Source organism: Desulfuromonas soudanensis, assembly GCF_001278055.1.
GTDB classification, from domain to species: domain Bacteria; phylum Desulfobacterota; class Desulfuromonadia; order Desulfuromonadales; family WTL; genus Deferrimonas; species Deferrimonas soudanensis.
On sequence record NZ_CP010802.1, the window covers coordinates 1467887 to 1492277 of the forward strand.

Consider the following 24391-nt stretch of genomic DNA (forward strand, 5'->3'; position numbering starts at 1 on the left):
TTTTGTTGCGGCGCGCGGCTCGGGGAGATACCGCGCGCCGGATTTGATTTTTGAACGCATAGCGGTGGAGGAGGCTTTAGGTGAAAAAAACCGGATCACAGATTCTTTTGGAATGCCTGCATCTCGAAGGGGTTGACACCGTCTTCGGCTATCCCGGGGGAACGGTCATCAATATCTACAACGACCTCGTCGATTCGCCGATCAGGCACATCCTCAACCGGCACGAACAGGCCGCCGTTCACGCCGCCGACGGCTATGCCCGGGCGACGGGGAAGGTCGGGGTGGCGATCGCCACCAGCGGACCGGGGGCGACCAACACCATCACCGGCATCGCCACCGCCTACATGGATTCGATCCCCATGGTGATCATCACCGGCCAGGTCCCGACGCCGCTCATCGGCAACGACGCCTTTCAGGAAGCCGACATCATCGGCATCACCCGTCCGGTCACCAAGCACAACTACCTGGTCAAGGACGTCAAGGATCTGGCCCGGATCCTGAAGCAGGCCTTCTACATCGCCCGCACCGGCCGTCCCGGACCGGTACTGGTCGACCTCCCCAAGGACGTGCAGATGGCCAGCACCCGCTTCGTTTACCCCGACACCGTCGACCTGCGAGGGTACAAGCCGTCCTTTTCCGGCAACGTGCGCCAGGTCGAAAACGGGGTGAAGATGATTCTGGCGTCCAAAAAGCCGGTCATCTACGTCGGCGGCGGCGCGACCCTCTCCGATGCCTCGCCGGAACTTCTCGCCTTTGCCGAGGCCATCCAGGCCCCGGTGACCACCACCCTGATGGGGATGGCCTCTTTTCCCAAAAGGCACCCCCTTTCCCTGGAGATGCTGGGGATGCACGGCACCTATTACGCCAATATGGCGGTGACTGAATCGGACCTGCTCATCGCTGTCGGGGCTCGTTTCGACGACCGCGTCACGGGGAAGATCTCCACCTTTGCCCCCCATGCCAAGATCATCCACATCGACATCGACCCGACCTCCATCAAGAAGAACGTCCGGGTCGATCTGCCCATCGTCGGCGAGCTCCGCGACGTGCTGCAGACCATGGTGAAAAAGCTCGTGGAGCACGACGACGAAGTCAGGGAGCTGGTGGAACGCACCGCCCCCTGGCGCGCCGAGATTGCCGGCTGGAAGAAGAAATACCCCATGTCCTACAAGCAGACGGGGGCGGTGATCAAGCCGCAGTTCGTCATTGAAAAGATTCGCGAGCTCACGAACGACGATGCGATCATCACCACCGAGGTCGGTCAGCACCAGATGTGGACAGCCCAGTTCTTCGACTTTTCCCAGCCCCGCACCTTTCTCACCTCCGGCGGGCTCGGAACCATGGGGTTCGGTTTGCCGGCGGCCCTCGGCGCCCAGGTGGCCTTTCCCGATCGGCAGGTCATCGACATCTCCGGGGACGGCTCCTTTCAGATGAACTCCCAGGAGCTGGCGACCCTGGTTCAGTACCGGCTGCCGGTGAAGATCGCAATTCTCAACAACAACTTCCTCGGCATGGTCCGCCAGTGGCAGGAGCTCTTCTTCGACCGCCGCTACAGCCAGACCTGCATGGAACTCCCCATCGATTTCGTCAAGCTCGCCGAAGCCTACGGGGCGACGGGGCTGCGGGCGACGACCCCCGAAGAGGTCGAGGGGGTGATCCGCCAGGCCCTGGAGACCCCCGGTCCGGTGATTATGGAGTTCAAGGTGGCCCGCGAGGAGAACGTCATGCCGATGGTCCCCGCCGGCGCCGGCCTCAACGAGATGGTTCTGGCGTCCTGACCGCCGGTCCCGAAACGCAACCGACTATCCGTCCAAGGGAGTTTGATCCGATGAATCATACGATTTCCGTGCTGGTGGAGAATGAATTCGGCGTGTTGTCCCGGGTGGCCGGGCTTTTTTCCGGACGCGGCTTCAATATTGCCAGTCTCTCCGTCGCTCCGACCCTCGATCCGAGCGTTTCCCGGATGACCATCGTCACCTCCGGGGACGAGCAGATTCTCGAGCAGATCAACAAACAGCTCAACAAGCTCATCGACACCATCAAGGTGATCGATTTTACCGGCCAGGATTATGTAGAGCGTGAACTGGTCCTGATCAAGGTCAACGCCGAAGAGGAGACCCGCGCCGAGGTGCTGCGGATCGCCGATATCTTCCGGGCCAAGGTGGTCGACGTCACCCCCCGCTCCTATACCCTCGAGATCACCGGGGCGCCGACCAAGATCGATGCCCTGATCGAGCTGCTGCGTCCCATGGGGATCAAGGAACTGGTCCGCTCCGGCCCCGTGGTCCTCGGCCGCGGCAGCAAAGGGTGGAAGGGATCGGAGTAATCGAACCTGGTCCGCCACTGCCACTGATCGTCATGCCAGTTCGATGGGGTGAGTCGCCCCACTTTTCTTCCTGCCTGACCGAATTGAGGATTTTCTGCCATGCGCAACCAAAATCAGCCCATCGCCACCGAAGGCTACCCCTTTATTGCTCTCTTTGCCTTCATCACCCTGGTCTTCGCTCTTCTTGGGTGGGGATTTGTGACCCTGGTCTTTCTCTTTCTGAGTCTCTTTACCGTCTACTTCTTTCGTAACCCCGAGCGTTACCCTTCCGAGGAGGAAGGAGCGGTCCTGGCCCCCGCCGACGGCAAGGTCATCTTCGTCGGGACGGTCATGGAAGAGCGATTCTTCAAGGCCGAAGTCACCAAGGTCAGCATCTTCATGTCGGTGTTCAATGTCCACGTCAACCGCGCCCCGGCCAGCGGCAAGGTGATCGAGATGTTCTACAACAAAGGGGAGTTTTTCAATGCCGCTCTCGACAAGGCCAGTCTGCAGAACGAGCAGGCCGGTATTTTTATGGAAGTCGCCGGGGGACAGCACCTCCTTTTCGTGCAGATTGCCGGTCTGATCGCCCGGCGCATCGTCACCTACCCGGTCGTCGGCGACCAGCTGGAGAAGGGGATGCGTTACGGCCTGATCCGTTTCGGTTCCCGGGTCGACGTCTATTTTCCCGAAGGGGCGGAAGTCCTGGCCAAGGTCGGTGACCGGACGGTGGCCGGCGAATCGATACTCGGTTATCTCAAATGACCCAAGAGCATCCTTCCTGCGACCGGCGCACAGGTCTGCGCAAAGGGGTGTATATCCTCCCCAACCTCTTCACCACGGGGAGTCTCTTCGCCGGTTTCTACGGGATCGTCTCGGCCATGAACGGCAACTACCACGTTGCCGCCTGGTTCATCCTTATTTCGTCGGTCTTCGATGCCCTCGACGGCAAGGTCGCCCGCATGACCGGGACCACCAGCCGCTTCGGCGTCGAGTACGACTCCCTGGCCGATCTGGTCGCCTTCGGAGTGGCTCCCGGCATCCTCATGTATTCCTGGGCTCTCAAGCCCTTCGGCAAGCTCGGGTGGATGGCGGCTTTCCTCTTTGTCGTCTGCGGCGCCCTGCGCCTGGCCCGTTTCAACGTGCAGGTCAACACCGTCGAATCGAAGCGTTTCGTCGGTCTGCCGATCCCCGCCGCCGCGAGCATGGTAGCCTCCTGCGTCCTCCTCTTCCACCATCTCGGCGGACCGGGAACCATCAAACAGGTCTCGGTTCTGGTCCTCATCTACCTGCTGGCCTTTCTCATGGTCAGCAATTTTCGCTACTATTCCTTCAAGGATCCCGAACTCCTGAAGCGCCAGCCCTTCGGCTTCCTCGTTCTGGCGATCGTGCTGGTCTGGGTGATCGTGGCGCAGCCGGAGATCATGTTTTTTTCGATCTTCCTCTGCTACATCCTCTCCGGACCCGTGGGTTACCTGGTGCGGCTCATGCGCCGGACGCGCCGGGAAAAATCCGATTCCGCCTGATCAAACGGTGTATGGTCCCGTTGAAATAATGGGAAGAGACCGTCCCCTTCCCGGAAAAATCTTGACAGGGACCGGGCGATTCTGGTTTCATGTTCGGACAGTGTTTTAAAGGCGTTGAAGAGGAGTAGTAAGTTCTCCCCCCTGTCCCAGAGAACCGGCGGTCGCTGCAAGCCGGTACAGGGTCGAACCGAACTCGCCTCGGAGCCGCGGAGATGAACCGTCCCCTTTCGGGGCGCCAGTTTTCGCCGTGAGCCTGCGTAAAAGGTCGAAGAGGGTCCGCATGGACCAAAACAGGGTGGTACCGCGAAGCGCAAGCTCTCGCCCCTGCAGGGGCGAGAGCTTTTTTTTATGGGAGAGGGGGTGGTTGAGTGGAATCGGACCTTGGAGAGCTAGAATCAGGGATGCTCTCCGTGAGACCTGGAACCTGGACGACGACATCAATACCCCGGCCGCCCCGCCATCAGTGATCGGAGCCGGAACAATCAAGGAGGCAATATGAGCCAGACCACCAATATCCGGATTTTTGACACCACCCTGCGCGACGGCGAGCAGTCTCCCGGCGCCAGCATGAATATCGAAGAGAAGCTCCGCATCGCCCACCAGCTCGAGAAGATGAACGTCGATGTCATGGAGGCCGGTTTCCCCATCGCCTCCGACGGCGATTTCGAGGCGGTCAAGCGCATCGCCCAGGTCATCAAGGGGCCGCAGATTGCCGGTCTGTGCCGGGCCAACGACAAGGACATCGACCGGGCCTGGGAGGCCCTCAAGTACGCCGGCGAGCGCGGGCGGATTCACACCTTCATCGCCACCAGCGACATCCACATGAAATTCAAGCTCAAGATGAGCGAGGATCAGGTGGTCGAAGCGGCGGTCAAGGCGGTGCGGCGGGCCGCCAACTACACCCCCAACGTCGAATTTTCCGCCGAGGACGCGGTGCGCACCCGTCTCCCCTTCCTCGCCCGGGTCGTCGAGGCGGTCATTGCCGCCGGGGCGACCACCGTCAACATCCCCGACACCGTCGGCTACACCATCCCCACCGAGTACTTCAACATCATCCGCTACCTCAAGGAGAATGTGCCCAACGTCGAGAAGGCGATCCTTTCGGTGCACTGCCACAACGACCTCGGGCTGGCGGTCGCCAACTCCCTGGCCGCCGTCCAGGCCGGCGCCGGGCAGGTCGAATGCACCATCAACGGCATCGGCGAGCGTGCCGGGAACTGTTCCCTCGAAGAGGTGGTCATGGCGCTGCGCACCCGCCATGACATCCTCCCCTTTTCCACCAACATCAAGACCGAGCATATCTACGCCGCCAGCCGCCTCCTCTCGACGATCACCGGGATCGTCGTGCAGCCCAACAAGGCGATCGTCGGCGCCAACGCCTTTGCCCACGAGGCGGGTATCCATCAGCATGGCGTCATGATGGACAAGTCGACCTACGAAATCATGACCCCCGAATCGATCGGCCTCAACCAGAACAAACTGGTTCTCGGCAAGCATTCGGGGCGTCATGCCTTCAATCAGCGGATCAGCGATCTCGGCTACGAGCTCGGCAAGGAGGACCTGGAAAAGGCCTTTGTCCGTTTCAAGACCCTGGCCGACCAGAAAAAGGAAATATTCGACGAAGACCTCGATGTCATCGTCGCCGACGAGATCATCCGCGTCCCCGAGACCTTCAAACTGCTGCAGATGAACGTCACTTCCGGCTCCTTTGCCGCCCCGACGGCGACGGTGCAGATGGAAGTGAAGGGCAAGATCAAAAAGACCGCCGTCATGGGCGACGGTCCGGTCGATGCGACCTTCAAGGCGATCAAGAAGCTCACCGGAAGCACCTCTCGCCTCCTGAGCTTTTCCGTCGGCGCCATCACCGGCGGCACCGATGCCCAGGGGGAGTGCACCGTACGCCTCGAGCAGGACGGCCGGGAGATTCTCGGGCAGGGCGCCCATCCCGACATAATCGTCGCCAGCGCCAAGGCCTATATCAATGCCCTGAACAAGGCGGCGTCGACCATCCTGCGGACCAACGTCCACCTTTAGGCGTCCGGAAGGGGGCGGCGGATTTCTCGCCCGGCCCTCATCCCTGGCAGGGATTCGGGTTTTTTGCTAAAATCAACGACTGCCGGTTCGGGAACCGCCGCAGGCGGCTTGCCGGGATCTGGCGCTCATCGACTTACAGGGATTTGTATTCAAGGAGAGATTATGGGAAAGACCATAGCAGAGAAGATCTTTGACGCCCATCTGCGGGACGAACCGTTTGTCGGAACCAAGGTTCTGGATATCGACCGGGTCCTGTGCCACGAAATCACCACTCCGGTGGCGATCGCCGATCTCGAGGTCCGAGGCAAGGACCGGGTATTCGACAACACCAAGATCAAGGCGGTGATCGACCACGTCACGCCGTCCAAGGACAGCAAGACCGCCCTGCAGGCCAAGATGCTCCGGGACTGGGCCCGGCGCCACGACATCAAGGATTTCTTCGATGTCGGCCGCAACGGCGTCTGTCACGCCCTCTTCCCGGAGAAGGGGTACATCCGCCCCGGATTCACCGTCATCATGGGGGACAGCCACACCTGTACCCACGGCGCCTTCGGCGCTTTTGCCGCCGGGGTCGGCACCACCGACCTCGAGGTCGGCATCCTCAAGGGGGTCTGCGCCTTTCGCGAGCCCGCAACCATCCGGGTCAATCTCGACGGCGACCTGTCGCCGGGAGTCTATGCCAAGGACGTGATCCTGCACGTCATCGGCACCCTCGGCGTCAACGGCGCCACGGACCGCGTCATCGAATTCCGCGGCCCGGTGGTCGATGCCATGACCATGGACTCGCGCATGACCCTGTGCAACATGGCGATCGAAGCCGGGGGAACCAGCGGCATCTGCCTCCCCGACAAGGTCACCGTCGACTATCTCTGGCCCTTTATCTCCGGCGATTATGCCAGCCGCGAGGCGGCCCTGGCCGACTTCACCCGGTGGCATTCGGACCCCGACGCCGTCTACGAGAAGTCCCTCGACTTCGACGTCTCGACCCTCGAGCCCCAGGTGACCTACGACTACAAGCCCGACTGCGTCAAGGCGGTGGGGGAACTCGCCGGCCGCAAAGTCGATCAGGTCTACATCGGCACCTGCACCAACGGCCGCATCGAGGATCTGCGCCAGGCCGCCGCCGTGCTCAAAGGCCGCAAGATTGCCGATACGGTGCGGGGGATCGTCTCCCCGGCCACCCCGAAGATTTTCAACGAGGCTCTCGCCGAGGGGATCATTCAGATCTTCATGGACGCCGGCTTCTGCGTCACCAACCCGACCTGCGGCGCCTGCCTCGGGATGAGCAACGGCGTTCTCGCCGAAGGGGAAGTCTGCGCCTCGACCAGCAACCGCAATTTCAACGGCCGCATGGGGAAGGGGGGGATGGTGCACCTGATGAGCCCCGCCACCGCCGCCGCCAGCGCCATCACCGGGGTGATCACCGACGCCCGGACCCTCAAGTAACCGGGGCAGCAATCGAATTCTTCACCTAAGGGAGTGTCGAACATATGAAAAAGTCCTTCGGAGGGCCGGCCATTTTCCTCGACCGGTCCGACATCAATACCGACGAAATCATTCCGGCCAAGTACCTGACCGAAGTCACCAAGGAGGCGCTCAAGCCCTATTGCCTCGAAGATCTCAAACTCAAGGGGTTTGACCCCAATGGTGAGAAACTCCGCCGGGCCCGGGTCGTCGTTTCGCGGCAGAACTTCGGTTGCGGATCGTCCCGGGAGCATGCGCCCTGGGTTTTCGAGGTCAACGATATCCACACCATCATCGCCCAGAGCTATGCGCGCATCTTCCGCCAGAACATGTTCAACGGCGGGATGTTGGCCATCGAGCTTCCCGCGGACGATCTCGAGCGCCTCTTCGCTCTGGAAAAGGAGGGGGACGTTCAGATCGTCGTCGATCTCGAAGGGCAAAAGCTCACCGCCAAGGGGGGTGCCCGCACCGAGAGCTTCTCCTTTGAGGTGAGCCCCTTCGACAAGGAACTGGTTCGGGCCGGAGGCTGGGTCGAATTTGCCGACGCCCGCTATTGAGGGGCTCCGGTAGCCATTTCTGACAGGGGAGGGGGGCTAGGCTCCCCCCCCTTTTTTTTATCTCCGGACAAATCAGGTCGGCCGCCAGGTGAAGTTTCGCTAATTTATGGTAGTCTTGGTGGACGTTCCTGTCGGACCCCGGTCGTTGCGGGGTCACACCTGTCCAGGGAGGATGGAGATGAAAGAAAACGGTCCCGGCTATCCGCTGAGCAAGGACGAGGTTGTTCTGTTGCGCTATTTCAGAGATCTCTCGGCACAGCAGCAACTGGCCCTTCTCGACGCCGCAGAATCGAGTTGCAATACCGCCGAACGGATGCAGGTGCTGGCCAGCCGGCGGGTGGAGCGGTTGCCCCCCTCCGAGCAGCAGGACCTGCACTAGGAGCTTATCGGGATGGTCCGACAGGCTCCTAGGAACCTGTCGGGGAGATTTCTAGAGCCGAAGCCCCAGGCGCTGCCGGACCCAGATGGCCAGGGCGTAGAGGGCGAACATGGCGCCGAGAGCGATGGCCAGGGAAAGATAGTAACTGCACCGGTGGCGCAACAAGAAAGAGAGCAAGGGGAAAAAGGCCAGGGAGGGGAGAACCATCCAGAAGATTTCCGTCGAGAAGGAGGCGACGCGCTCGGCATCCCCCGTGTCGACGTAGAGCCAGGTCAGGGCCAGGACGGAGATCAGCGGCACCGAAGCGAGAAGGGCCCCGAACAGCGGAGTGCGCCGGGCCACCTCGGAGGCCAGAACCACCAGGAGGGCGGTCAGCAGCAGTTTGACAAGGTAGTGGGTCAAGGCGACGCTCTCCAGTCTGAATCTGTGCATTAAACTGTGCATTAAGAGTAACATCTCCCCAGTCGTTGCCAAGCCGGACGGGTCAGCCATGACCCGTCTTTTTTGCTGTGCGGCCGGGGAGGGGAAAAAGTGTTTGACAAATATTTGGCGGGTTTCTATAGTTGCACCCATTTGAAAAGTCGCGGATTTTCCCGGGTTTGCCCGGCTTGAAAGTAATTTTAATGGCAAAATTAAAGGAGTGTGGCAGGCATGGCTAAGGAGTTCAAGGTCGCGGTTCTCTCCGGCGACGGCATCGGTCCTGAAGTGATGGCAGAAGCCCTGAAGGTTCTCGATGTGATCGAGCAGAAATTCGAGGTCACATTTGATCGCAACTTCGCCAATGTGGGCGGCGTCGCCATCGACAAGGAAGGGAAGGCTCTCCCCCAGTCCACCATCGACACCTGCCGTGCGGCGGATGCCATCCTCTTCGGATCGGTCGGCGGTCCCAAGTGGGAGAGCCTTCCTCCCGATGAGCAGCCGGAGCGCGGCGCCCTCCTGCCGCTGCGGAAAATCTTCGGGCTCTATGCCAATCTCCGCCCGGCGATCATCTTCCCGTCGCTGACCGGCGCCTCGTCCCTCAAGGAGGAGGTCATTGCCGGCGGTTTCAATATTCTCGTCATCCGCGAGCTGACCGGCGGCATCTACTTTTCCCAACCCAAGGGGATCGAGGGGGTCGGCCGCGACCGGGTCGGCGTCGATACCATGCGCTACAGCGTCTCGGAGATCGAACGCATCGCCCACGTCGCCTTTCAGGCGGCGCGTAAGCGCGACAGGAAGGTCTGCTCCATCGACAAGGCCAATGTCCTTTCCACCTCGGTACTGTGGCGCGAAGTCGTCATCGGCATCGCCAGGGAGTATCCGGATGTCGCCCTCACCCACATGTATGTCGACAACGCGGCGATGCAGCTCGTCAAATGGCCGAAACAATTCGACGTCATTCTCTGCGAGAACATGTTCGGCGACATCCTCTCCGACGAGGCGGCGATGCTGACCGGCTCGCTGGGCATGCTCCCCTCCGCCTCCCTCGCCGAAGGGAGTTTCGGAATGTACGAGCCCTCCGGCGGCTCGGCTCCCGACATCGCCGGGCAGGGGATTGCCAACCCCATCGCCCAGATCCTGTCGGCGTCGATGATGCTCCGCTACTCCTTTGCCATGACCGAGGCCGCCGACGCCATCGATCAGGCGGTGAAAAAAGTCCTCGACGAAGGCTACCGCACCGGCGACATCTATCAGAAACTCCCCGGGGAAAAGAAGGTCAACACCGCCGAAATGGGCGATGCCATCATCGCCCATCTGTAGGCGCCCCTTTCTTTGCATAAAAGCCGGGGCTTTTGTCCCCGGCAGGAGATCACTCTGCCCATGTCCAGACTGTTCAACGTCGCCATCGTCGGCGCCACCGGCGCCGTCGGTACCCAGATGCTCGAAATCCTCGCCGAGCGCAACTTTCCCGTCGGCGCCTTGCGGCTCCTCGCTTCGGAGCGCTCGGAGGGGAATTTCCTCGAGTTCAAGGGGGAGGAGATCATGGTGCAGACCCTCACCGCCGAGTCCTTCGTCGGCATCGATATCGCCCTCTTCAGTGCCGGGGGGGGGATAAGCGAGGAATTCTGCCCCATCGCCGCCGCCGCCGGCGCCGTGTGCATCGATAACTCCAGTGCCTGGCGCATGGATCCCGAGGTTCCCCTGGTGGTCCCCGAGGTCAATCCTCAGGAGATCGCCCGCTACGTCAACAAGAGAATTATCGCCAATCCCAACTGTTCGACGATCCAGATGGTGGTCGCTCTCAAGCCGCTGCACGATTTCAGCCCGATCCGCCGCATCGTCGTCTCCACCTACCAGGCCGTTTCCGGGACCGGGCAGAAGGCCATCGATGAGCTGCGCATCCAGACCGGAGAACTGCTCAACGGCCGTCCGGCCGAATGCAATGCCTATCCTCACCAGATCGCCTTCAACTGTCTCCCGCAGATCGACGTCTTCTTCGACAACGGTTACACCAGGGAGGAGATGAAGATGGTCAACGAGACGAGAAAGATCCTCGGCAGCGACGCCATCGGCCTGACGGCGACCGCGGTGCGGGTGCCGGTCTTTTACGGACACAGCGAGTCGGTGAACGTGGAGTTCGCCGGGCGGATTACGGTCCAGAAGGCCCGGGAACTCCTGGCCGCGGCTCCGGGGGTCGAACTCCGGGACGACGTCGCCAGTCAGCTCTATCCGATGGCGGTCGATGCGGCAGGACAGGACTCGGTCTACGTCGGCCGGATCCGCGAGGACGAATCCTGCGCCCAGGCCCTCAACTTCTGGGTGGTCGCCGACAACCTGCGCAAGGGGGCGGCGACCAATGCCGTGCAGATCGCCAAAATTCTCGCCGAAACATACCTCTAACCTGCTGCCGTCCGTCGCCCATCACCGGCGGCAGAACCTGGGAAAATCCGAGAAGAGGGGGCCAGCCGGCCCCCTCTTCTCCCCTTTACGCCATGACTTTTTTTGCAGAGATCACTCTCGGACGATATGTGGCGGGAAACTCCCCCCTGCACCGTCTCGACCCCCGCCTCAAGCTGGTCGGTTTGCCGCTGCTGGTGATTGCCGCCTTCTCCGGGGGACCGCAGCGCCTTCTCCTTCTGGCACCCCTGGTTCTGACCCTGATGCTGCTGTCGAGAATCGAGTGGCGCCTCTGGTGGCGGGGGATCCGGGTCATGCGCACTCTGTTCCTCTTCACGCTGGCCCTGCATCTCTTCTTTTCTCCGGGACGGACCCTCCTGGGGGTCGCCTGGCTCTCCCTCGACGGACTCCTCCTCGGTCTGCTGGTCTGCAGCCGTCTCCTCCTGGCGATCCTCCTTTCCTCCCTGTTGACCCTGACCACCTCTCCCCTGGAATTGACCTGGGCCCTGTCGCTTCTTCTTGCTCCCCTGAAGCGCCTGGGGCTGGCCGTCCAGGAGTGGACCCAGTTGCTCCTCGTGATCCTCCACTTCATCCCCGTGCTCCGCGAGGAAGCCATGGCGCTGGCCGTGCGCCGTCGGGGCGAGGGTTCGGGTCAGGAAGGGAAGGGGCTGATCGAAGGCGCCCGATTCCTGGCGGGAATGGTTTCTCCCTTGGTGCTGCGGCTTGTGGAGAGGGCCGATGATTTGGCCCATGCCGCTGTTCGCGGCGAACCCCTCGTCCCCGAGCAGGGGCTCTTCGAATTCGGGGTGCATCGCCCCCTGAAAGGGGGAGATATCCTGATCCTGTTCTGCGGTACCCTCGGGGTGGCGCTCCTTTTTCTGGTGACCTGATGAACACGATTCGCTTGACCATCGCCTACGATGGCACCGCCTATATCGGCTGGCAGCGCCAGGCCCAGGGCGCCTCCATTCAGCAACTCATCGAGGGCGCCCTGGCGCAGATCCTCGGGGAAACCGTGGTTCTGCACTCTTCGGGGCGCACCGATTCCGGAGTTCACGCTCTGGGGATGGTCGCTCATTTTCGCACCGAACGGAACCTGCCGCTGGCCGCCTACCGCGAGGGGGTGAACCGGCTGCTGCCGCGGGATGTGGCGGTTCAGGAGGCCCTGGAGGCTCCGGCCGATTTCCATGCCCGCTTCAGCGCCCGGGGGAAATGGTATCGCTACGCCCTCTACCAGGGGGTTGTCTGTTCTCCCCTCCTCGACCGCACCGCCTGGCACCTGCGGGGCGCTCTCGACTGGACGGCCATGGAGGAGGGGGCGCGACTTTTTGTCGGCACGCACGATTTTGCCGCCTTTCGTTCTTCGGGTTGCGAGGCCAAAGGGACGGTACGGGAGATCTATGCCGTCGACCTGGTGCGCGAGGGGGAACTTCTTTACATCAACGTCCGGGGTTCGGGGTTTCTCCGGAACATGGTGCGGGTGATGGTCGGCACTCTCGTCGAAATAGGGATGGGGAAACGTCCGGCCGGCGACATCGGTCGTCTGCTGGAAGGGGGGGACCGCTGCCAGGCCGGGCGCACCGCCCCTTCCCGCGGCCTCTGCCTGATGGAGGTCTGGTATTAGAATGCTTTCGGTGAGCGCTTGCAAAGGGGGGATGGAGGGTTATATTTTCTTTTAAGTCCCCAAACCACCGAGGTTTTCATGAAGCGTCCCCTGAAGATTCTGGTTCCCATCGATTTCTCCGGCTACAGCCTCGAAACCCTGCGCTTCGCCCTGTCCTTCACCGATCTCTTCCAGGCAAGCTATCTGCTCCTGCATGTGGTGGCCAGCGGCGATGTGGAGGCCTTTTCCAATCTCGGCGGGGAGAGCGAAAACCTCTCCCGGCACAGGGAGGAGGGGAGGGCCGGTCTGGAAGCGATGGCCCGCCGGGAGGAGGAGCGGCACCCGGGACTATCCATAACGACCCGCATCGGCTCCGGAATTCCTTTCAAGGAAATCTGCCGGGTTGCCGACGAGGAATGCTGCGATCTGATCGTGATCGGCACCCACGGCCGTACCGGCCTCTCCCACCTCCTCATCGGCAGCACCGCCGAGAGGGTGGTCCAGCTCGCTTCCTGTCCGGTCCTGAGCATCAAGCCCAATGTCCTTTGACCCGCCGCCCTGCCGGTGCCCCGCGAAAAAAAATCTTGACATGTTATCGCCTTTCCGTTAACTTCACGGCTTCTGTGAGCCCCGTAATCCCTTGCAGAATTATGTCTAGAGAGGAATTTAATGAGTACTCAAGTCGCCAAACAGTCGGATATCAAGAGAGATTGGTTTGTCATCGACCTGGAGGGCAAGGTCCTTGGCCGCGCCGCCACCGAAATTGCCAGGATTCTGCGGGGCAAGAACAAGCCGATTTACACCCCCAGCGTTGACACCGGGGATTTTGTCGTGGTCCTGAATGCCGAAAAGGTCGTCCTGACCGGCAACAAAATGGCCAACAAAATGTACCATCGTCACACCGGTTTTCCCGGTGGAATTCGCTCCATCAATGCCGAAAAACTCCTGGCCTCCAAGCCGGAGGAGTTGATCAAGAAGGCGGTCAAGGGGATGCTCCCCAAGAACAAGCTGGGGCGGCAGATGTTCAAAAAGCTCAAGGTTTATACCGGTGTTGAGCATCCGCATGTTGCCCAGCAGCCCCGGGAACTTGTCCTTTAAGATTGAATTCAGGAGATAAAGATGGCAGAGCAAAGATTCTACGCCACTGGTAAGAAAAAAACGTCCATCGCCCGCGTCTGGATGAAGCCGGGGACGGGGAATATCGTCGTGAACCAGCGTTCCATCGATGAGTATTTCGGTCGCGAAACCTCGAAAATGGTCATCCGCCAGCCCCTCGAACTGACCGAGAATCTCGGCAAGTTCGACGTCTGGGTCAATGTCTGCGGCGGTGGCCCTTCCGGGCAGGCCGGAGCCATCAAGCACGGGATCACCAAGGCTCTCCTCGCCATCGATGTCGAGCTGCGCGGCGTGCTGAAAAAGGCCGGTTTTATCACCCGCGACAGCCGGATCAAAGAACGCAAGAAATACGGGCACAAGGGCGCCCGCGCCAGCTTCCAGTTCTCCAAGCGTTAATCGGTCGCTGTGCCGGTCGGTTTCCGGCTCGAAACGTTCAACGGAAAAAGGGAAACCCGCGGGTTTCCCTTTTCTTCTTTGGGGAGGTCGTTATGATCAGAGTCGCCATTGTCGGAGCCAGCGGCTACACCGGGGTGGAACTCCTTCGGCTGCTGGAGAATCATCCCGGCGTGCAGGTGAGCTGCGTGACCGCCGGTCAGAACGCCGGGGAGGAGATTTCCACCCTCTTTCCTTCGCTGATCGAGCGGATCTCCCTGCGCTGCGAGGAGACGGACGTCGCCCTGGTCGCCGATCGGGCCGATTTCGTCTTCACCGCCCTTCCGCACCAGACCGCCATGGCCGTTGTCCCCGGCTTTCTGGACGCCGGCAAGAAGGTCGTCGATCTCTCCGCCGATTACCGGCTGCAGAACGTCGCGGAGTACGAAGCCTGGTACCAGAAGCACAGCAGTCCTCACCTCCTGGCCGAAGCGGTTTACGGTCTCCCCGAGATCTCCCGAAAGCAGGTGGCCACGGCCCGTCTGGTGGCCAATCCCGGCTGTTATCCGACCAGCGTTGCCCTCGCTCTGGCCCCTCTGCTCCGCGAGGGACTGGTCGATCTCGACTCGCTGATCATCGACAGCAAATCCGGGACCAGCGGTGCCGGGCGCTCGGCCAAGGTGGGGAGTCTGTTTTGCGAGGTCAACGAAGGTTTCAAGGCCTACAGTGTCGGCAATCACCGCCATACCCCGGAAATCGAGCAGACTCTGTCGGCTCTGGCCGGGAGAAAAGTGCTGGTGAATTTCACTCCCCATCTCCTCCCCGTCAACCGGGGGATTCTTTCGACCTGTTACGCCAACCTCGGCAAGGCGGCGTCGACGGCCGAGCTCCTCGAGCTCTACCGGGATCACTACCGGCAGGAATTCTTCGTCCGGGTCCTGGGTGAGGGGAATCTCCCCAACGTCGCCTACGTCCGGGGGAGCAATTTCTGCGATATCGGCCTGGTCAGCGATCCGCGCACCGGCCGGGTCATTGTGGTCTCCGCCATCGACAACCTCGTCAAGGGGGCGGCGGGGCAGGCGGTGCAGAACATGAATCTGATGCTCGGTTTCGACGAGAAGGCCGGCCTCACCGCCCTCCCCCTTTTCCCCTGATGAAAAAGACCGCTCCCTTGCCGGTCGAGGAATCTGTCATGGACTGTATCGCCACCCGGGATATCTCCCACTGCACCTGTTCCTGCACCAGCTGCGACAAGCGCGGCAGCTGCTGCCAGTGCGTGATCTACCACCGCGGCAAGGGGGAAATCCCCGGCTGCTTCTTTTCCCCCGAAGGCGAGGCCAGTTACGACCGCAGCCTCGCCCATTTCCTCAGGGATCAGACCCTCTGACCATGTCAGAAAAGACCCTCTTTATCCCCATGAGCCGGGAAGAAATGCTCGCCCGGGGATGGGACGAACTCGACATCCTGCTCGTCTCGGGGGACGCCTATATCGACCACCCCTCCTTTGGCATTCCCCTTTTGGCTCGGGTCCTCGAGAATGCGGGATACCGGGTCGGCATCGTCGCGCAACCGGACTGGCGCGACCCCGCGTCCCTGCAGGTGATGGGGCGCCCCCGGCTCTTTGCCGCCATTTCCGCCGGGGCCATGGATTCCATGGTCAATCACTACACCGCCGCAAAAAAAATCCGCAATAACGATGCCTACACTCCGGGAGGAGTTGCAGGGGCCCGCCCCAACCGGGCGGTCATCGCCTACTGCGCCGCCGTCAAGGGGGCCTTCAAGGGGCTGCCGGTGGTGATCGGCGGCATCGAGGCGAGCCTGCGCCGCCTGGCCCATTACGATTACTGGGACGACCGGGTTCGCCGCTCGGTCCTCGTCGATGCCAAGGCCGATCTCCTCGTCTTCGGCATGGGGGAGGGTCCCCTGCTGGAGATCGCCCGCCGGGCCGCCGCCGGAGAGTCTCCTGCGGCGATGGCGGGGATCCGCGGCACCGCCCGGATCGACCGCAGCCGCCCCGAGGGAGGGATCGAACTCCCCTCCTTCGAAGCCGTCTCCGCCGATCCGGCCGCCTATAACGAGGCCTTCCGCCTGGCGGCCGCAGAAAACAACCCCTTCTGCGGTAAAATCCTTGCGCAGCGGCACGGGGAGCGCTGGGTGACGGTCAATCCTCCCCCCTTCCCCATGGACGAAGGGGAGTTGGACCGCCTCTACGCCCTCCCGTTCCAGAAGCGCCCCCACCCCTCCTACCGTCAGGCCATCCCCGCCTTCGAACAGATCCGTCATTCGATTACCACCCACCGGGGGTGTTTCGGCGGGTGCGCCTTCTGCGCCATCACCCATCACCAGGGGAAACTCATCCAGTCCCGCTCCGAAGGGTCGGTGCTGGAGGAGGTCGGGCGGTTGGTCGCCGACCCCCAATTCAAGGGGACCATTTCCGATGTCGGCGGTCCCACGGCCAACATGTACGGCCTCTCCTGCGGTGACGAGGCGGCGCGGAGCGTCTGTCGCCGGGCCGGATGCCTCTATCCGCGCCCCTGTCGCAACCTGGTGACCTCCGACGGCCGCGCGGTGCGTCTGCTGCGCAAGATTCGCCGCCATGAGGGGGTTCGCCACACCTTTATCGCCTCCGGCATCCGCTACGATCTGCTGGAGCACCAGCAGGAATATTTTGAGGCCCTGTTGCAGCACCATGTCGGAGGCCTCCTCAAGGTCGCTCCCGAGTCGGTGTGCGCAACGGTTACCGCCGTGATGCGAAAGCCGGGTCCGGGGCTATTCGAGGCCTTTCTCCAGCGCTTTCGGCAGGCCAGCCGGACCCTCGGCCTGCGCCAGGGGGTGGTCCCCTATTTCATCTCCGCCCATCCCGGCGCCACCCTCTCCGACATGGTCGATGTCGCTCTCTTTTTGCGTCGTCACAACCTGAGGGTCGAACAGGTCCAGGAGTTTACCCCCACTCCCGGCACCCTCTCGACGTGCATCTACCACACCGGAGTCGATCCCCTGACCGGCGAGAAGGTTCACGTTCCGCGTGCCCCCGGGGAAAAACGTCTGCAGAAGGCGCTCCTTCTCTCCCACCTGCCGGAGCATCGACGGGATGTTCTGGAGGCGCTCAAGCTCTGCGGCAGGGAAGGGGATGGAGATAAACTCCTCGGCGGGGAGCGGCACGGCAAGGGACGGGGAAAATAAAAAAGGCCGGAGGATTTCACCTCCGGCCTTTTGTTTTTGAGCCCATTGATCGGTCAGCCTGTGAATCCCCCCTCGCCGCTGAGGATCAAAAAGGCATCGACAACCCGGGGATCGAACTGCGTTGCCGAGTTTTTTTCGATTTCCCGCCGTGCGGTGCGGTGAGTCAATGCCTTGCGGTAGGGGCGATCGGAGGTCATGGCATCGTAGGTGTCGGCCACGGAGAGGATCCGCGATTCGAGGAGGAGATCCTCTCCCCGAATCCCCTGGGGATACCCCTTGCCGTCGAAGCGTTCGTGGTGCTGGACAATGATTTCCCGCACCCCCTGCAGAAAGCGGATCGGCTCAAGAATCCGGTCGCCGATCAACGGGTGCTGATGCAGGATGTCGATGTCGCCGGAGGAGAGATCCTCCTCCTTGTGCAGGAGAGCGAGGTCGATGCCGATCTTGCCGATGTCATGGAGAATGGCCGCCTGTTCGAGACGCTTGCACGATTCGGCAGGGAGTTCCATCTGTCGGGCCAGAGCCAGGCTGTAGCGGGTGACCCGTTCCGAATGGCCGCGCGTATAGGGATCGCTGGCCTCGACCGCCGAAACCAGAGCCTGTACGGTGCTCAGATAGGTGTGCTCCTGTTCTTCATAGAGCCGGGCATTCTTGATGGCGACGCTTGCCTGCGCGGCGATGGTGGACAGGAGCTCGAGGTCTTCGCCGGTAAAGGGTGAAAGGTCGAGCTTGTTGGCCATGGTGATGGTGCCGATGACCTCGTCCTTGACGATGAGGGGAGCGCAGATCACCGTCTCCCGGGTGAAGCCGAGCATGCTTTCCCGGTTGAATGCGCCGGAGGCACCGATTTCTCGGATGAGGAGCGGCTGGCGGTTGTTGATGACCCAGTGCGAGACGCCTCCCTCCTGGAGAGGGATGAGCAGGTCGGGGTCGAGGTTGTCAGGGAGGCCGACGGAGCCGCCGATGCTCAGGCTCGAGCGTTCCTTGTCGAAGAGGAGGATATAGCCGACCTTGGTGTGAAGGGTGGCGATGGTTTTTTTCAGGAGGAGTTCGAAGAGTTTGTCGTGCTCCATCGTCGAGTTGATGGCCAGCCCCATCTTGTAGAGGGCCGAAAGGCGGTTGACGGCGTTGGTCAGGTTGGTGTTGCGATCTTCGAGATCGCCGGCGAGGTCGGCGATCTTGTAGTTGGCCTCCTCGATCTCCTCGATCCGCTCTTCCAGGGAGATGTTGAGGTATTCGATCTCCTGGAGCCGTTCCTCCAGGGTGACGTTCATGTTCTGGATTTCATCGTGATGAGCGAGTTTTTCCTGGTTGATGGCGATCTTCCGCTCGTTGCGCACCGCCGTTTCCATGAGCCCCTTCAGGCGTTCGACCATCAGGTTGAACTTGGTCGACAGGAGGCTCATTTCGGCGGAACTGCCGACGCGGGTGTGGGCCCTCTCGAAATCCCCCTGTTCAAGGTAATCCATCGCCGCCATCAGTTTGCGAATCGGCGCATCGACGTAGAAGAGGATGAAGCCGGAAATGGTCAGGATGAGGATGACCAGCATGCCGACAGAGGAGAGAATCGTAGCCTCACGCCCCTTTTTCTGCAGGAGGACAAGTTCGCCGAGGGAGACCTGGACGTTGAGGACGCCGAGGACGCCGATCTGGGAATCGTGACATCCGTAACAGCTCTGGGAGTTGTAAATGGTGAGAATGGTGCTGTGAACTTCCCGTTCGTTCTCGAGGGTCTTGGTAAAGGAGAGGGTCTTGGTGCGGTAGGCGTGAAGGTCCGAAGAAGAAATCAGCTCGCCATTTTCGGCGGGGTCGGCCGAGACCAGGATGCGCCCCGCCTCGTCGAAAATACGCACCGCTTCGATGGCCGGTTCTTTTCTGATTTTTTCAAGGATATTGGCGACTTCAGCATTCTGGCCGTTGGCCATGCTGGTGATGATGCTGTTGCGGATCGTTTCCCCGAGCACCCGGCTGCTCTGGTCGGCAAAGCGCGAAAGCATGGCCCGCTGGGTCTGCAGGTTGTGCCACCCGGTCAGGGCGACGGCCATGATCATGATCGCCGAAGCCAGGCCGAGAATTTTAATTTTGAGGGAATTCATGTCATGCCTGCATCAAAAAAGTGATGGACCCTCAATACGATTTTTTTATGGGGAAAGGATCGCGGCCCATCTGGCCCGGAGGTCGGGAGTCTGCTGTGGCCGATCGATTCACCGGTTTAGGCTCCACCGTCGAAGGGGGGCCGGGATTTGCCGCCGTTCGTTGTTTTTTCCGGTCAAATGCCGTAGGAGTAACTCGAAAAAACGGTATAGGAATTCTCCCTGAGAGGCAAGGTGTTTTCACTAACCGCCAAGGCGTCCCGCACACGGACGGTCCGGCGGGGACTTCTTCTTGACAGGAACGGCGTCTGCCACTAATATACCGCCCTTGGCGACCTCGTTTATTTTGCAAGTTGTCAGCCAAAAGAGCCGTAAAAGCAAATGCTTGGGGTTTCCTAATGGGTTTTCTGCCGACCGTAGCGAGTTTGGTTCCGGTGGCAACAGAAATATCCCTTGCCGCCCCTTTTCGGAACGGCACCGGGGTCTCTTCACCGAAGCTTTGAACCGCCTTTTTCTCCCCCATTTTCCTGCGCCCCCAGGGTCCGTTTCCATGCCCGTCAGGGGTGAAAAGAAATTGACTTTGACTAACGTTTGTGGTTGATTTAAGCCCTGTATTCACCGGGATCTCGCCGGTAACGGTAACCGTCTCACATGCATCTTGACGATTTCGATTTCGACCTTCCTCCGGCCCTGATCGCCCAGTCACCGCTCCCCCATCGCGACGATTCACGGCTGATGGTCCTGCGCAGGTCCGCGAAAACGATCAGCAACGGAGACTTTCCCGGCATCGTCGATCATTTCCGTCCGGGGGATGTGCTGGTGGTCAACGATACCCGGGTCATCCCCGCCCGGCTCCTCGGGGCCAGGGACTCCGGCGGCAAGATCGAGGTCCTCCTGGTAAGGCGCCTGGCGGGGGTGGAGGAAATCTGGGCCTGTCTGACCAAGTGCTCCAAGACGCCCCGTCCCGGGACCCGTCTCCTTCTCGGCGGCAGGATTGCGGGGACGGTTCTCGAAGGGGGCCAAGAGCCTTACCGTCACATCAGTTTTACTTGCGAGGGGAGTTTCCTGGAGGCCCTGGAAGCGGTCGGCCATATTCCGCTCCCCCCCTATATCCGCCGGGAGGACGATTCCCTCGACCGCGAGCGCTACCAGACGGTCTTTTCCCGTAAACAGGGCGCCGTCGCCGCGCCGACCGCCGGTCTGCATTTCACGCCGGAGATTTTTCAGGTCCTCAAGCAAAGGGGTGTCGAAGTCCTCCCCCTGACCCTCCATGTGGGGTTGGGGACCTTTCTCCCGGTGCGAACGGAGAACATCCTCGACCACCGCATGCATGAAGAGTTCTATGAAATTCCCGAAGCCACCGCCTCGGGAGTCAACCGGGCCAAGAGGGAAGGGCGGCGGGTTTTTGCCCTGGGGACGACCACGACGCGGACGCTGGAATATGCCGTCGACGCCGAGGGACAACTGATGGCCGGCGAGGGGGGGAGCGACCTCTTCATCTATCCCGGTTTCCAGTTCCGGATCGTCGATGCCCTGATTACCAACTTTCACCTCCCGCGTTCGACGCTGCTGATGCTGGTGTCGGCTTTTGCCGGGCGGGATTTTGTTCTCGAGGCCTACCGCCGTGCAGTCAACGACGGTTTCCGTTTTTTCAGCTACGGCGATTGTATGCTGATCCTCTAGAGGGGTCGCTGGAGTCGGCGGGACCGGGTATTTTTTTGACTGAGTTCACTTTTGATCTTTTGGCGACCGACAGCGGCAGTGCCGCCCGTCGCGGTCGGATGACGACCCGTCGGGGCCTCATCGAAACCCCGATCTTCATGCCCGTCGGCACCCAGGGGACGGTCAAGGCGATGCTCCCCGAAGCCCTCAAGGAGATCGGGGCGCAGATCATTCTCGGCAACACCTATCATCTTTTTTTGCGTCCCGGTCACGAACTGATTCGGAATCTCGGTGGGTTGCACCGTTTCATGAACTGGGATCGGCCGATCCTCACCGACAGCGGCGGGTTCCAGGTCTTCAGCCTCGGCGCCCTGCGCAAGATCGATGAAGAGGGGGTGCGTTTCCAGTCCCACCTCGACGGCTCCAGTCACGTCCTCTCTCCCGAATCGTCCATCGCGGTTCAGGAAGCCCTCGGCGCCGACATCATCATGGCCTTCGACGAGTGCATCCCCTATCCGGCATCGAGGGAGTACGTGGCCGAATCGACGGCCCGCTCCGGCCGCTGGGCAAGGCGATGCAAGCTCGCCCGCAGTCAGGGGGACGGCGCCGCTCTCTTCGGCATCGTCCAGGGAGGGATGCACCCCGACCTGCGGGCCGGGAGTGTGAACGAACTTCTGGAGATCGGCTTCGAGGGGTATGCCATCGGCGGCCTCTCCGTCGGCGAAGAGGCGGCCCTCATGTACGAGGTGATGGATAACACCCTGCCGCTCCTGCCGAGGGACCGGCCCCGCTATGTCATGGGCGTGGGGACGCCGGAGAACCTCATCGAGGGGGTGAGCCGGGGGGTCGATATGTTCGACTGCGTGATGCCGACGCGCAACGCCCGCAACGGCGTCCTCTTCACCTCCTTCGGCAAGGTGAGCATCAAGCAGGCCCGCTACCTGGCCGACCCGCTCCCCGTCGACCCCGACTGCAGCTGCTACGTCTGCGGCAATTACAGTCGCGCCTATCTGCGGCATCTGTATCAGAGCAACGAGATCCTTTCCTCGGTTCTCAACACCCACCATAACCTTCACTACTACCTGGGTCTGATGCAGGGGGTGAGGGACGCCCTCGACGGGGGGCGCTTTGGCGAGTTCAAGAAGGATTTCTATCGAAAAAGAGCGGATAATCCGAGCGGCACATGAAAATCCGTGCTATTGTCGGTGGCGTTTTTCCCATCCTGTGAGCCCGAAACTGTTGCAAATAACCCAAGGAGGAATCAATCAATGAACCTGTTCGGAGTTTCTGAAGCCTACGCCATGGCCGCCAACGGCGGTGCCGAGGGGGGACGTCCCGGTTACGAGGGCGTTATCATGCTGGTCATCATGTTCGCCATCTTCTACTTCCTGCTCATCCGTCCCCAGCAGAAGCGGGCCAAGGAACACCGGCAGCTGGTGGAGTCCCTCAAGGTTGGGGATGCTGTTGTGACCGCCGGCGGAGTTCACGGCAAGGTGACGGCGCTGCAGGATACCGTGATCACCATCGAGGTGGCGACCGGTGTCAAGATCCGGGTGAATCGCTCATCGATCGTGGGGACCAAGCAGGAGTAGCCGCCACGATTCGCGTTCTTCACCTTCCGGGCGGCGTCGCCAGGCGACGTCGTCCGTAAAGCATCCGAAAGGAGATAGTAGCTGCCATGTCCAAGAGCATCAAGTTGCGCGGAGGCCTGATCCTGCTGGTCCTTCTCGTCTCACTGGCCTCGCTGGCTCCCACGGTGATCCGGGAGGGGCTCCCCTCCTGGTGGACCGGGAGCTTTGATCCCATCCATCTCGGCCTCGACCTGCAGGGCGGGATGCATCTGGTCCTGGGTGTCGAGGTGGATAAGGCAGTCGAAAGCCGCCTCGACAGCACCATCGACCAGGCCGAAACCCTCCTCCGGGAAAAGGACATCATCTTCAAGCGCGTCAGCCGCCGCGCCGGCGACGGCCTCGCCGTCACCGTCTATGACCAGGCGGCCGGTGCCCAGGTCGATGCGATCATGGCCGAAAGCTTTCCCAACCTCGAGGCTCTGACCGTCACCGACGAGGGAGGGTACATCCAGAAGAACTACCGGCTCAGCGACCGGGAGATCGACGAGATCAAGGATTACGCCGTGCGCCAGGCTCTGGAAACGCTTCGCAACCGGGTCGATCAGTTCGGCGTCAGCGAGCCGACCCTGCAGCGTCAGAGCGGCAACCGCATCCTGATTCAGCTCCCCGGAGTCGATGATCCCCAGCGGGCCATCGATCTCCTCGGAAAGACCGCCCGTCTCGAATTCAAGATGGTGGCCGAAGACGTCAATCCCCAGGACGCTCTCAAAGGGAACCTCCCCCCCGGAACCCAACTCCTCTATGAGCGCCGGGTGGACAAGAGCACCGGCGCCGTCTCCGAAATCCCCCTGGTGGTTCAGACCAAGACCGTCCTTACCGGCGATCTCCTCTCCGACGCCCAGGTGCGGATCGACACCCGCTACAACGACCCCTATGTCGCCATGGATTTCAACGCCGTCGGCGCCAAGCGTTTCGATCAGATTACCGCCGCCAACGTCGGCAAGCGGATGGCCATTGTCCTGGACGATACCGTCTACTCGGCCCCGGTGATTCGCGAGCGGATTTCCGGCGGCAGCGCCCAGGTCAGCGGCTCCTTCACCGAGCAGGAAGCGACCGACCTGGCCATCGTCCTGCGGGCCGGATCCCTCCCCGCTCCCGTGACGATCCTTGAAGACCGCACCGTCGGCCCCTCCCTGGGGCTCGATTCGATCAACAAGGGGATTTTCTCGGTCCTCATCGGCGGCGCCCTGGTGGTGGTGCTGATGCTGGTTTATTACAACCTCTCCGGGCTCGTTGCCAACATCGCCCTGATCCTCAATGTGGTCTTTATCATGGCGCTCCTTTCGCTGTTCAAGGCGACCCTGACCCTGCCGGGGATCGCCGGGATCGTCCTGACCGTCGGCATGGCCGTCGACGCCAACGTGCTGATCTTCGAGAGGATCCGCGAGGAACTGCGCCTCGGCAAGACGCCGCGCAACGCCGTCGATTCCGGGTACGCCAAGGCCTTTGTGACAATCATCGACGCCAATGTCACCACCTTGATTGCGGCCCTGGTTCTCTTTCAGTTCGGCACCGGGGCGGTCAAGGGGTTTGCCGTGACCCTGTCCATCGGCATCCTCGCCTCCCTCTTTACCGCGATCTTCGTGACACGGGTTATTTTCGACTTTTTCCTGGAACGCCGCCAGGTCAAACGGCTGAGCATATAAGGA

24 protein-coding genes and 1 other annotated feature are annotated in these 24391 nt (G+C 61.4%); of the genes, 22 read left to right on the forward strand and 2 right to left on the reverse strand.

Features of this window, described 5'->3' with window-relative positions; genetic code table 11:
• Window positions 1–80 precede the first annotated feature (80 nt).
• The 8 genes from ilvB to DSOUD_RS06630 all read left to right on the forward strand — a co-directional run bounded on the left by ilvB (window position 81) and on the right by DSOUD_RS06630 (window position 8265).
• Entirely contained in the window at window positions 81–1778 is a 1698-nt protein-coding gene (gene ilvB / locus DSOUD_RS06595) for a biosynthetic-type acetolactate synthase large subunit (RefSeq protein ID WP_053550265.1), read from the forward strand.
• 50 nt (window positions 1779–1828) lie between these two features.
• Window positions 1829–2326: an acetolactate synthase small subunit gene (gene ilvN, locus DSOUD_RS06600; protein WP_053550266.1), complete on the forward strand. Its 498-nt coding sequence runs from the start codon at window positions 1829–1831 to the stop codon at window positions 2324–2326.
• 99 nt (window positions 2327–2425) lie between these two features.
• Complete coding sequence (locus DSOUD_RS06605) at window positions 2426–3070, forward strand: phosphatidylserine decarboxylase family protein (protein WP_053550267.1); 645 nt, start codon at window positions 2426–2428, stop codon at window positions 3068–3070.
• The gene (gene pssA / locus DSOUD_RS06610) at window positions 3067–3831 is read left to right on the forward strand and encodes a CDP-diacylglycerol--serine O-phosphatidyltransferase (protein ID WP_053550268.1); all 765 of its coding nucleotides are present in this window, start codon (window positions 3067–3069) and stop codon (window positions 3829–3831) included. The genes DSOUD_RS06605 and pssA overlap by 4 nt, the downstream gene beginning before the upstream one ends.
• A 105-nt stretch (window positions 3832–3936) precedes the next feature.
• Window positions 3937–4160, forward strand: a binding site (T-box leader).
• A 166-nt stretch (window positions 4161–4326) separates the two neighbouring features.
• Window positions 4327–5865: a 2-isopropylmalate synthase gene (locus DSOUD_RS06615; RefSeq protein WP_053550269.1), complete on the forward strand. Its 1539-nt coding sequence runs from the start codon at window positions 4327–4329 to the stop codon at window positions 5863–5865.
• Window positions 5866–6027: 162 nt separating this feature from the next.
• Entirely contained in the window at window positions 6028–7311 is a 1284-nt protein-coding gene (locus tag DSOUD_RS06620; protein ID WP_053550270.1) for a 3-isopropylmalate dehydratase large subunit, read from the forward strand.
• A 44-nt stretch (window positions 7312–7355) separates the two neighbouring features.
• The gene (leuD, locus tag DSOUD_RS06625) at window positions 7356–7886 is read left to right on the forward strand and encodes a 3-isopropylmalate dehydratase small subunit (RefSeq protein ID WP_053550271.1); all 531 of its coding nucleotides are present in this window, start codon (window positions 7356–7358) and stop codon (window positions 7884–7886) included.
• A gap of 178 nt (window positions 7887–8064) precedes the next feature.
• A complete protein-coding gene (locus tag DSOUD_RS06630) occupies window positions 8065–8265 on the forward strand; it encodes a hypothetical protein (protein WP_053550272.1) in 201 nt (66 codons plus the stop codon).
• A 51-nt stretch (window positions 8266–8316) separates the two neighbouring features.
• Here DSOUD_RS06630 and DSOUD_RS06635 read toward each other — a convergent pair whose 3' ends face one another.
• Complete coding sequence (locus DSOUD_RS06635) at window positions 8317–8697, reverse strand: DUF3147 family protein (protein WP_053550273.1); 381 nt, start codon at window positions 8695–8697, stop codon at window positions 8317–8319.
• A 219-nt stretch (window positions 8698–8916) separates the two neighbouring features.
• On the opposite strand from DSOUD_RS06635, the gene leuB reads away from it, so the two are divergent.
• From leuB to DSOUD_RS06685, 10 genes are all read left to right on the forward strand, one after another.
• A complete protein-coding gene (gene leuB / locus DSOUD_RS06640; protein ID WP_053550274.1) occupies window positions 8917–10005 on the forward strand; it encodes a 3-isopropylmalate dehydrogenase in 1089 nt (362 codons plus the stop codon).
• Window positions 10006–10065: 60 nt separating this feature from the next.
• Window positions 10066–11085 carry an aspartate-semialdehyde dehydrogenase gene (locus DSOUD_RS06645; RefSeq protein ID WP_053550275.1) on the forward strand — a complete coding sequence of 340 codons (1020 nt, stop codon included), beginning with the start codon at window positions 10066–10068 and terminating at the stop codon, window positions 11083–11085.
• Window positions 11086–11213: 128 nt separating this feature from the next.
• On the forward strand, window positions 11214–11972 hold the full coding sequence (locus tag DSOUD_RS06650) for a CbiQ family ECF transporter T component (RefSeq protein WP_198300376.1): 759 nt from the start codon (window positions 11214–11216) through the stop codon (window positions 11970–11972).
• Window positions 11972–12706, forward strand: a complete 735-nt coding sequence (truA, locus tag DSOUD_RS06655) for a tRNA pseudouridine(38-40) synthase TruA (protein ID WP_053550277.1) — start codon at window positions 11972–11974, stop codon at window positions 12704–12706. The genes DSOUD_RS06650 and truA overlap by 1 nt, the downstream gene beginning before the upstream one ends.
• 78 nt (window positions 12707–12784) lie before the next feature.
• Window positions 12785–13234, forward strand: a complete 450-nt coding sequence (locus DSOUD_RS06660; protein WP_053550278.1) for a universal stress protein — start codon at window positions 12785–12787, stop codon at window positions 13232–13234.
• Between the two features lie 120 nt (window positions 13235–13354).
• A complete protein-coding gene (gene rplM, locus DSOUD_RS06665; RefSeq protein ID WP_053550279.1) occupies window positions 13355–13783 on the forward strand; it encodes a 50S ribosomal protein L13 in 429 nt (142 codons plus the stop codon).
• 21 nt (window positions 13784–13804) lie between these two features.
• Window positions 13805–14197, forward strand: a complete 393-nt coding sequence (gene rpsI / locus DSOUD_RS06670) for a 30S ribosomal protein S9 (RefSeq protein WP_053550280.1) — start codon at window positions 13805–13807, stop codon at window positions 14195–14197.
• Between the two features lie 92 nt (window positions 14198–14289).
• On the forward strand, window positions 14290–15327 hold the full coding sequence (argC, locus tag DSOUD_RS06675; protein WP_053550281.1) for an N-acetyl-gamma-glutamyl-phosphate reductase: 1038 nt from the start codon (window positions 14290–14292) through the stop codon (window positions 15325–15327).
• A 38-nt stretch (window positions 15328–15365) separates the two neighbouring features.
• Window positions 15366–15560, forward strand: a complete 195-nt coding sequence (locus tag DSOUD_RS06680; RefSeq protein WP_053552316.1) for a DUF6485 family protein — start codon at window positions 15366–15368, stop codon at window positions 15558–15560.
• A 2-nt stretch (window positions 15561–15562) separates the two neighbouring features.
• Window positions 15563–17356 (forward strand): YgiQ family radical SAM protein, encoded by a 1794-nt coding sequence (locus DSOUD_RS06685; RefSeq protein ID WP_053550282.1) that lies wholly within the window; start codon window positions 15563–15565, stop codon window positions 17354–17356.
• A 53-nt stretch (window positions 17357–17409) separates the two neighbouring features.
• On the opposite strand, the gene DSOUD_RS06690 is transcribed toward DSOUD_RS06685, so the two are convergent.
• Window positions 17410–19452, reverse strand: a complete 2043-nt coding sequence (locus DSOUD_RS06690; RefSeq protein ID WP_053550283.1) for an HD domain-containing phosphohydrolase — start codon at window positions 19450–19452, stop codon at window positions 17410–17412.
• A 648-nt stretch (window positions 19453–20100) separates the two neighbouring features.
• Between DSOUD_RS06690 and queA the strand changes: the two genes are divergently transcribed.
• The 4 genes from queA to secD all read left to right on the forward strand — a co-directional run bounded on the left by queA (window position 20101) and on the right by secD (window position 24388).
• On the forward strand, window positions 20101–21132 hold the full coding sequence (gene queA, locus DSOUD_RS06695; RefSeq protein WP_053550284.1) for a tRNA preQ1(34) S-adenosylmethionine ribosyltransferase-isomerase QueA: 1032 nt from the start codon (window positions 20101–20103) through the stop codon (window positions 21130–21132).
• A 35-nt stretch (window positions 21133–21167) separates the two neighbouring features.
• Window positions 21168–22298, forward strand: a complete 1131-nt coding sequence (gene tgt, locus DSOUD_RS06700) for a tRNA guanosine(34) transglycosylase Tgt (RefSeq protein ID WP_053550285.1) — start codon at window positions 21168–21170, stop codon at window positions 22296–22298.
• A gap of 81 nt (window positions 22299–22379) precedes the next feature.
• Window positions 22380–22703, forward strand: a complete 324-nt coding sequence (gene yajC, locus DSOUD_RS06705) for a preprotein translocase subunit YajC (protein WP_096335428.1) — start codon at window positions 22380–22382, stop codon at window positions 22701–22703.
• An 86-nt stretch (window positions 22704–22789) separates the two neighbouring features.
• Window positions 22790–24388: a protein translocase subunit SecD gene (secD, locus tag DSOUD_RS06710; RefSeq protein ID WP_053550286.1), complete on the forward strand. Its 1599-nt coding sequence runs from the start codon at window positions 22790–22792 to the stop codon at window positions 24386–24388.
• The last annotated feature ends 3 nt before the right edge of the window (window positions 24389–24391 follow it).

What these genes read in the sequence shown, in the direction of transcription:
- ilvN (WP_053550266.1), top strand. Translation starts at nt 1,829, where the DNA reads ATGAATCATACGATTTCCGTGCTGGTGGAGAATGAATTCGGCGTGTTG.
- DSOUD_RS06605 (WP_053550267.1), top strand. Translation starts at nt 2,426, where the DNA reads ATGCGCAACCAAAATCAGCCCATCGCCACCGAAGGCTACCCCTTTATT.
- pssA (WP_053550268.1), top strand. Translation starts at nt 3,067, where the DNA reads ATGACCCAAGAGCATCCTTCCTGCGACCGGCGCACAGGTCTGCGCAAA.
- DSOUD_RS06615 (WP_053550269.1), top strand. Translation starts at nt 4,327, where the DNA reads ATGAGCCAGACCACCAATATCCGGATTTTTGACACCACCCTGCGCGAC.
- DSOUD_RS06620 (WP_053550270.1), top strand. Translation starts at nt 6,028, where the DNA reads ATGGGAAAGACCATAGCAGAGAAGATCTTTGACGCCCATCTGCGGGAC.
- leuD (WP_053550271.1), top strand. Translation starts at nt 7,356, where the DNA reads ATGAAAAAGTCCTTCGGAGGGCCGGCCATTTTCCTCGACCGGTCCGAC.
- DSOUD_RS06630 (WP_053550272.1), top strand. Translation starts at nt 8,065, where the DNA reads ATGAAAGAAAACGGTCCCGGCTATCCGCTGAGCAAGGACGAGGTTGTT.
- DSOUD_RS06635 (WP_053550273.1), bottom strand. Translation starts at nt 8,697, where the DNA reads ATGCACAGATTCAGACTGGAGAGCGTCGCCTTGACCCACTACCTTGTC.
- leuB (WP_053550274.1), top strand. Translation starts at nt 8,917, where the DNA reads ATGGCTAAGGAGTTCAAGGTCGCGGTTCTCTCCGGCGACGGCATCGGT.
- DSOUD_RS06645 (WP_053550275.1), top strand. Translation starts at nt 10,066, where the DNA reads ATGTCCAGACTGTTCAACGTCGCCATCGTCGGCGCCACCGGCGCCGTC.
- truA (WP_053550277.1), top strand. Translation starts at nt 11,972, where the DNA reads ATGAACACGATTCGCTTGACCATCGCCTACGATGGCACCGCCTATATC.
- DSOUD_RS06660 (WP_053550278.1), top strand. Translation starts at nt 12,785, where the DNA reads ATGAAGCGTCCCCTGAAGATTCTGGTTCCCATCGATTTCTCCGGCTAC.
- rplM (WP_053550279.1), top strand. Translation starts at nt 13,355, where the DNA reads ATGAGTACTCAAGTCGCCAAACAGTCGGATATCAAGAGAGATTGGTTT.
- rpsI (WP_053550280.1), top strand. Translation starts at nt 13,805, where the DNA reads ATGGCAGAGCAAAGATTCTACGCCACTGGTAAGAAAAAAACGTCCATC.
- argC (WP_053550281.1), top strand. Translation starts at nt 14,290, where the DNA reads ATGATCAGAGTCGCCATTGTCGGAGCCAGCGGCTACACCGGGGTGGAA.
- DSOUD_RS06680 (WP_053552316.1), top strand. Translation starts at nt 15,366, where the DNA reads ATGGACTGTATCGCCACCCGGGATATCTCCCACTGCACCTGTTCCTGC.
- DSOUD_RS06685 (WP_053550282.1), top strand. Translation starts at nt 15,563, where the DNA reads ATGTCAGAAAAGACCCTCTTTATCCCCATGAGCCGGGAAGAAATGCTC.
- DSOUD_RS06690 (WP_053550283.1), bottom strand. Translation starts at nt 19,452, where the DNA reads ATGAATTCCCTCAAAATTAAAATTCTCGGCCTGGCTTCGGCGATCATG.
- queA (WP_053550284.1), top strand. Translation starts at nt 20,101, where the DNA reads ATGCATCTTGACGATTTCGATTTCGACCTTCCTCCGGCCCTGATCGCC.
- yajC (WP_096335428.1), top strand. Translation starts at nt 22,380, where the DNA reads ATGAACCTGTTCGGAGTTTCTGAAGCCTACGCCATGGCCGCCAACGGC.
- secD (WP_053550286.1), top strand. Translation starts at nt 22,790, where the DNA reads ATGTCCAAGAGCATCAAGTTGCGCGGAGGCCTGATCCTGCTGGTCCTT.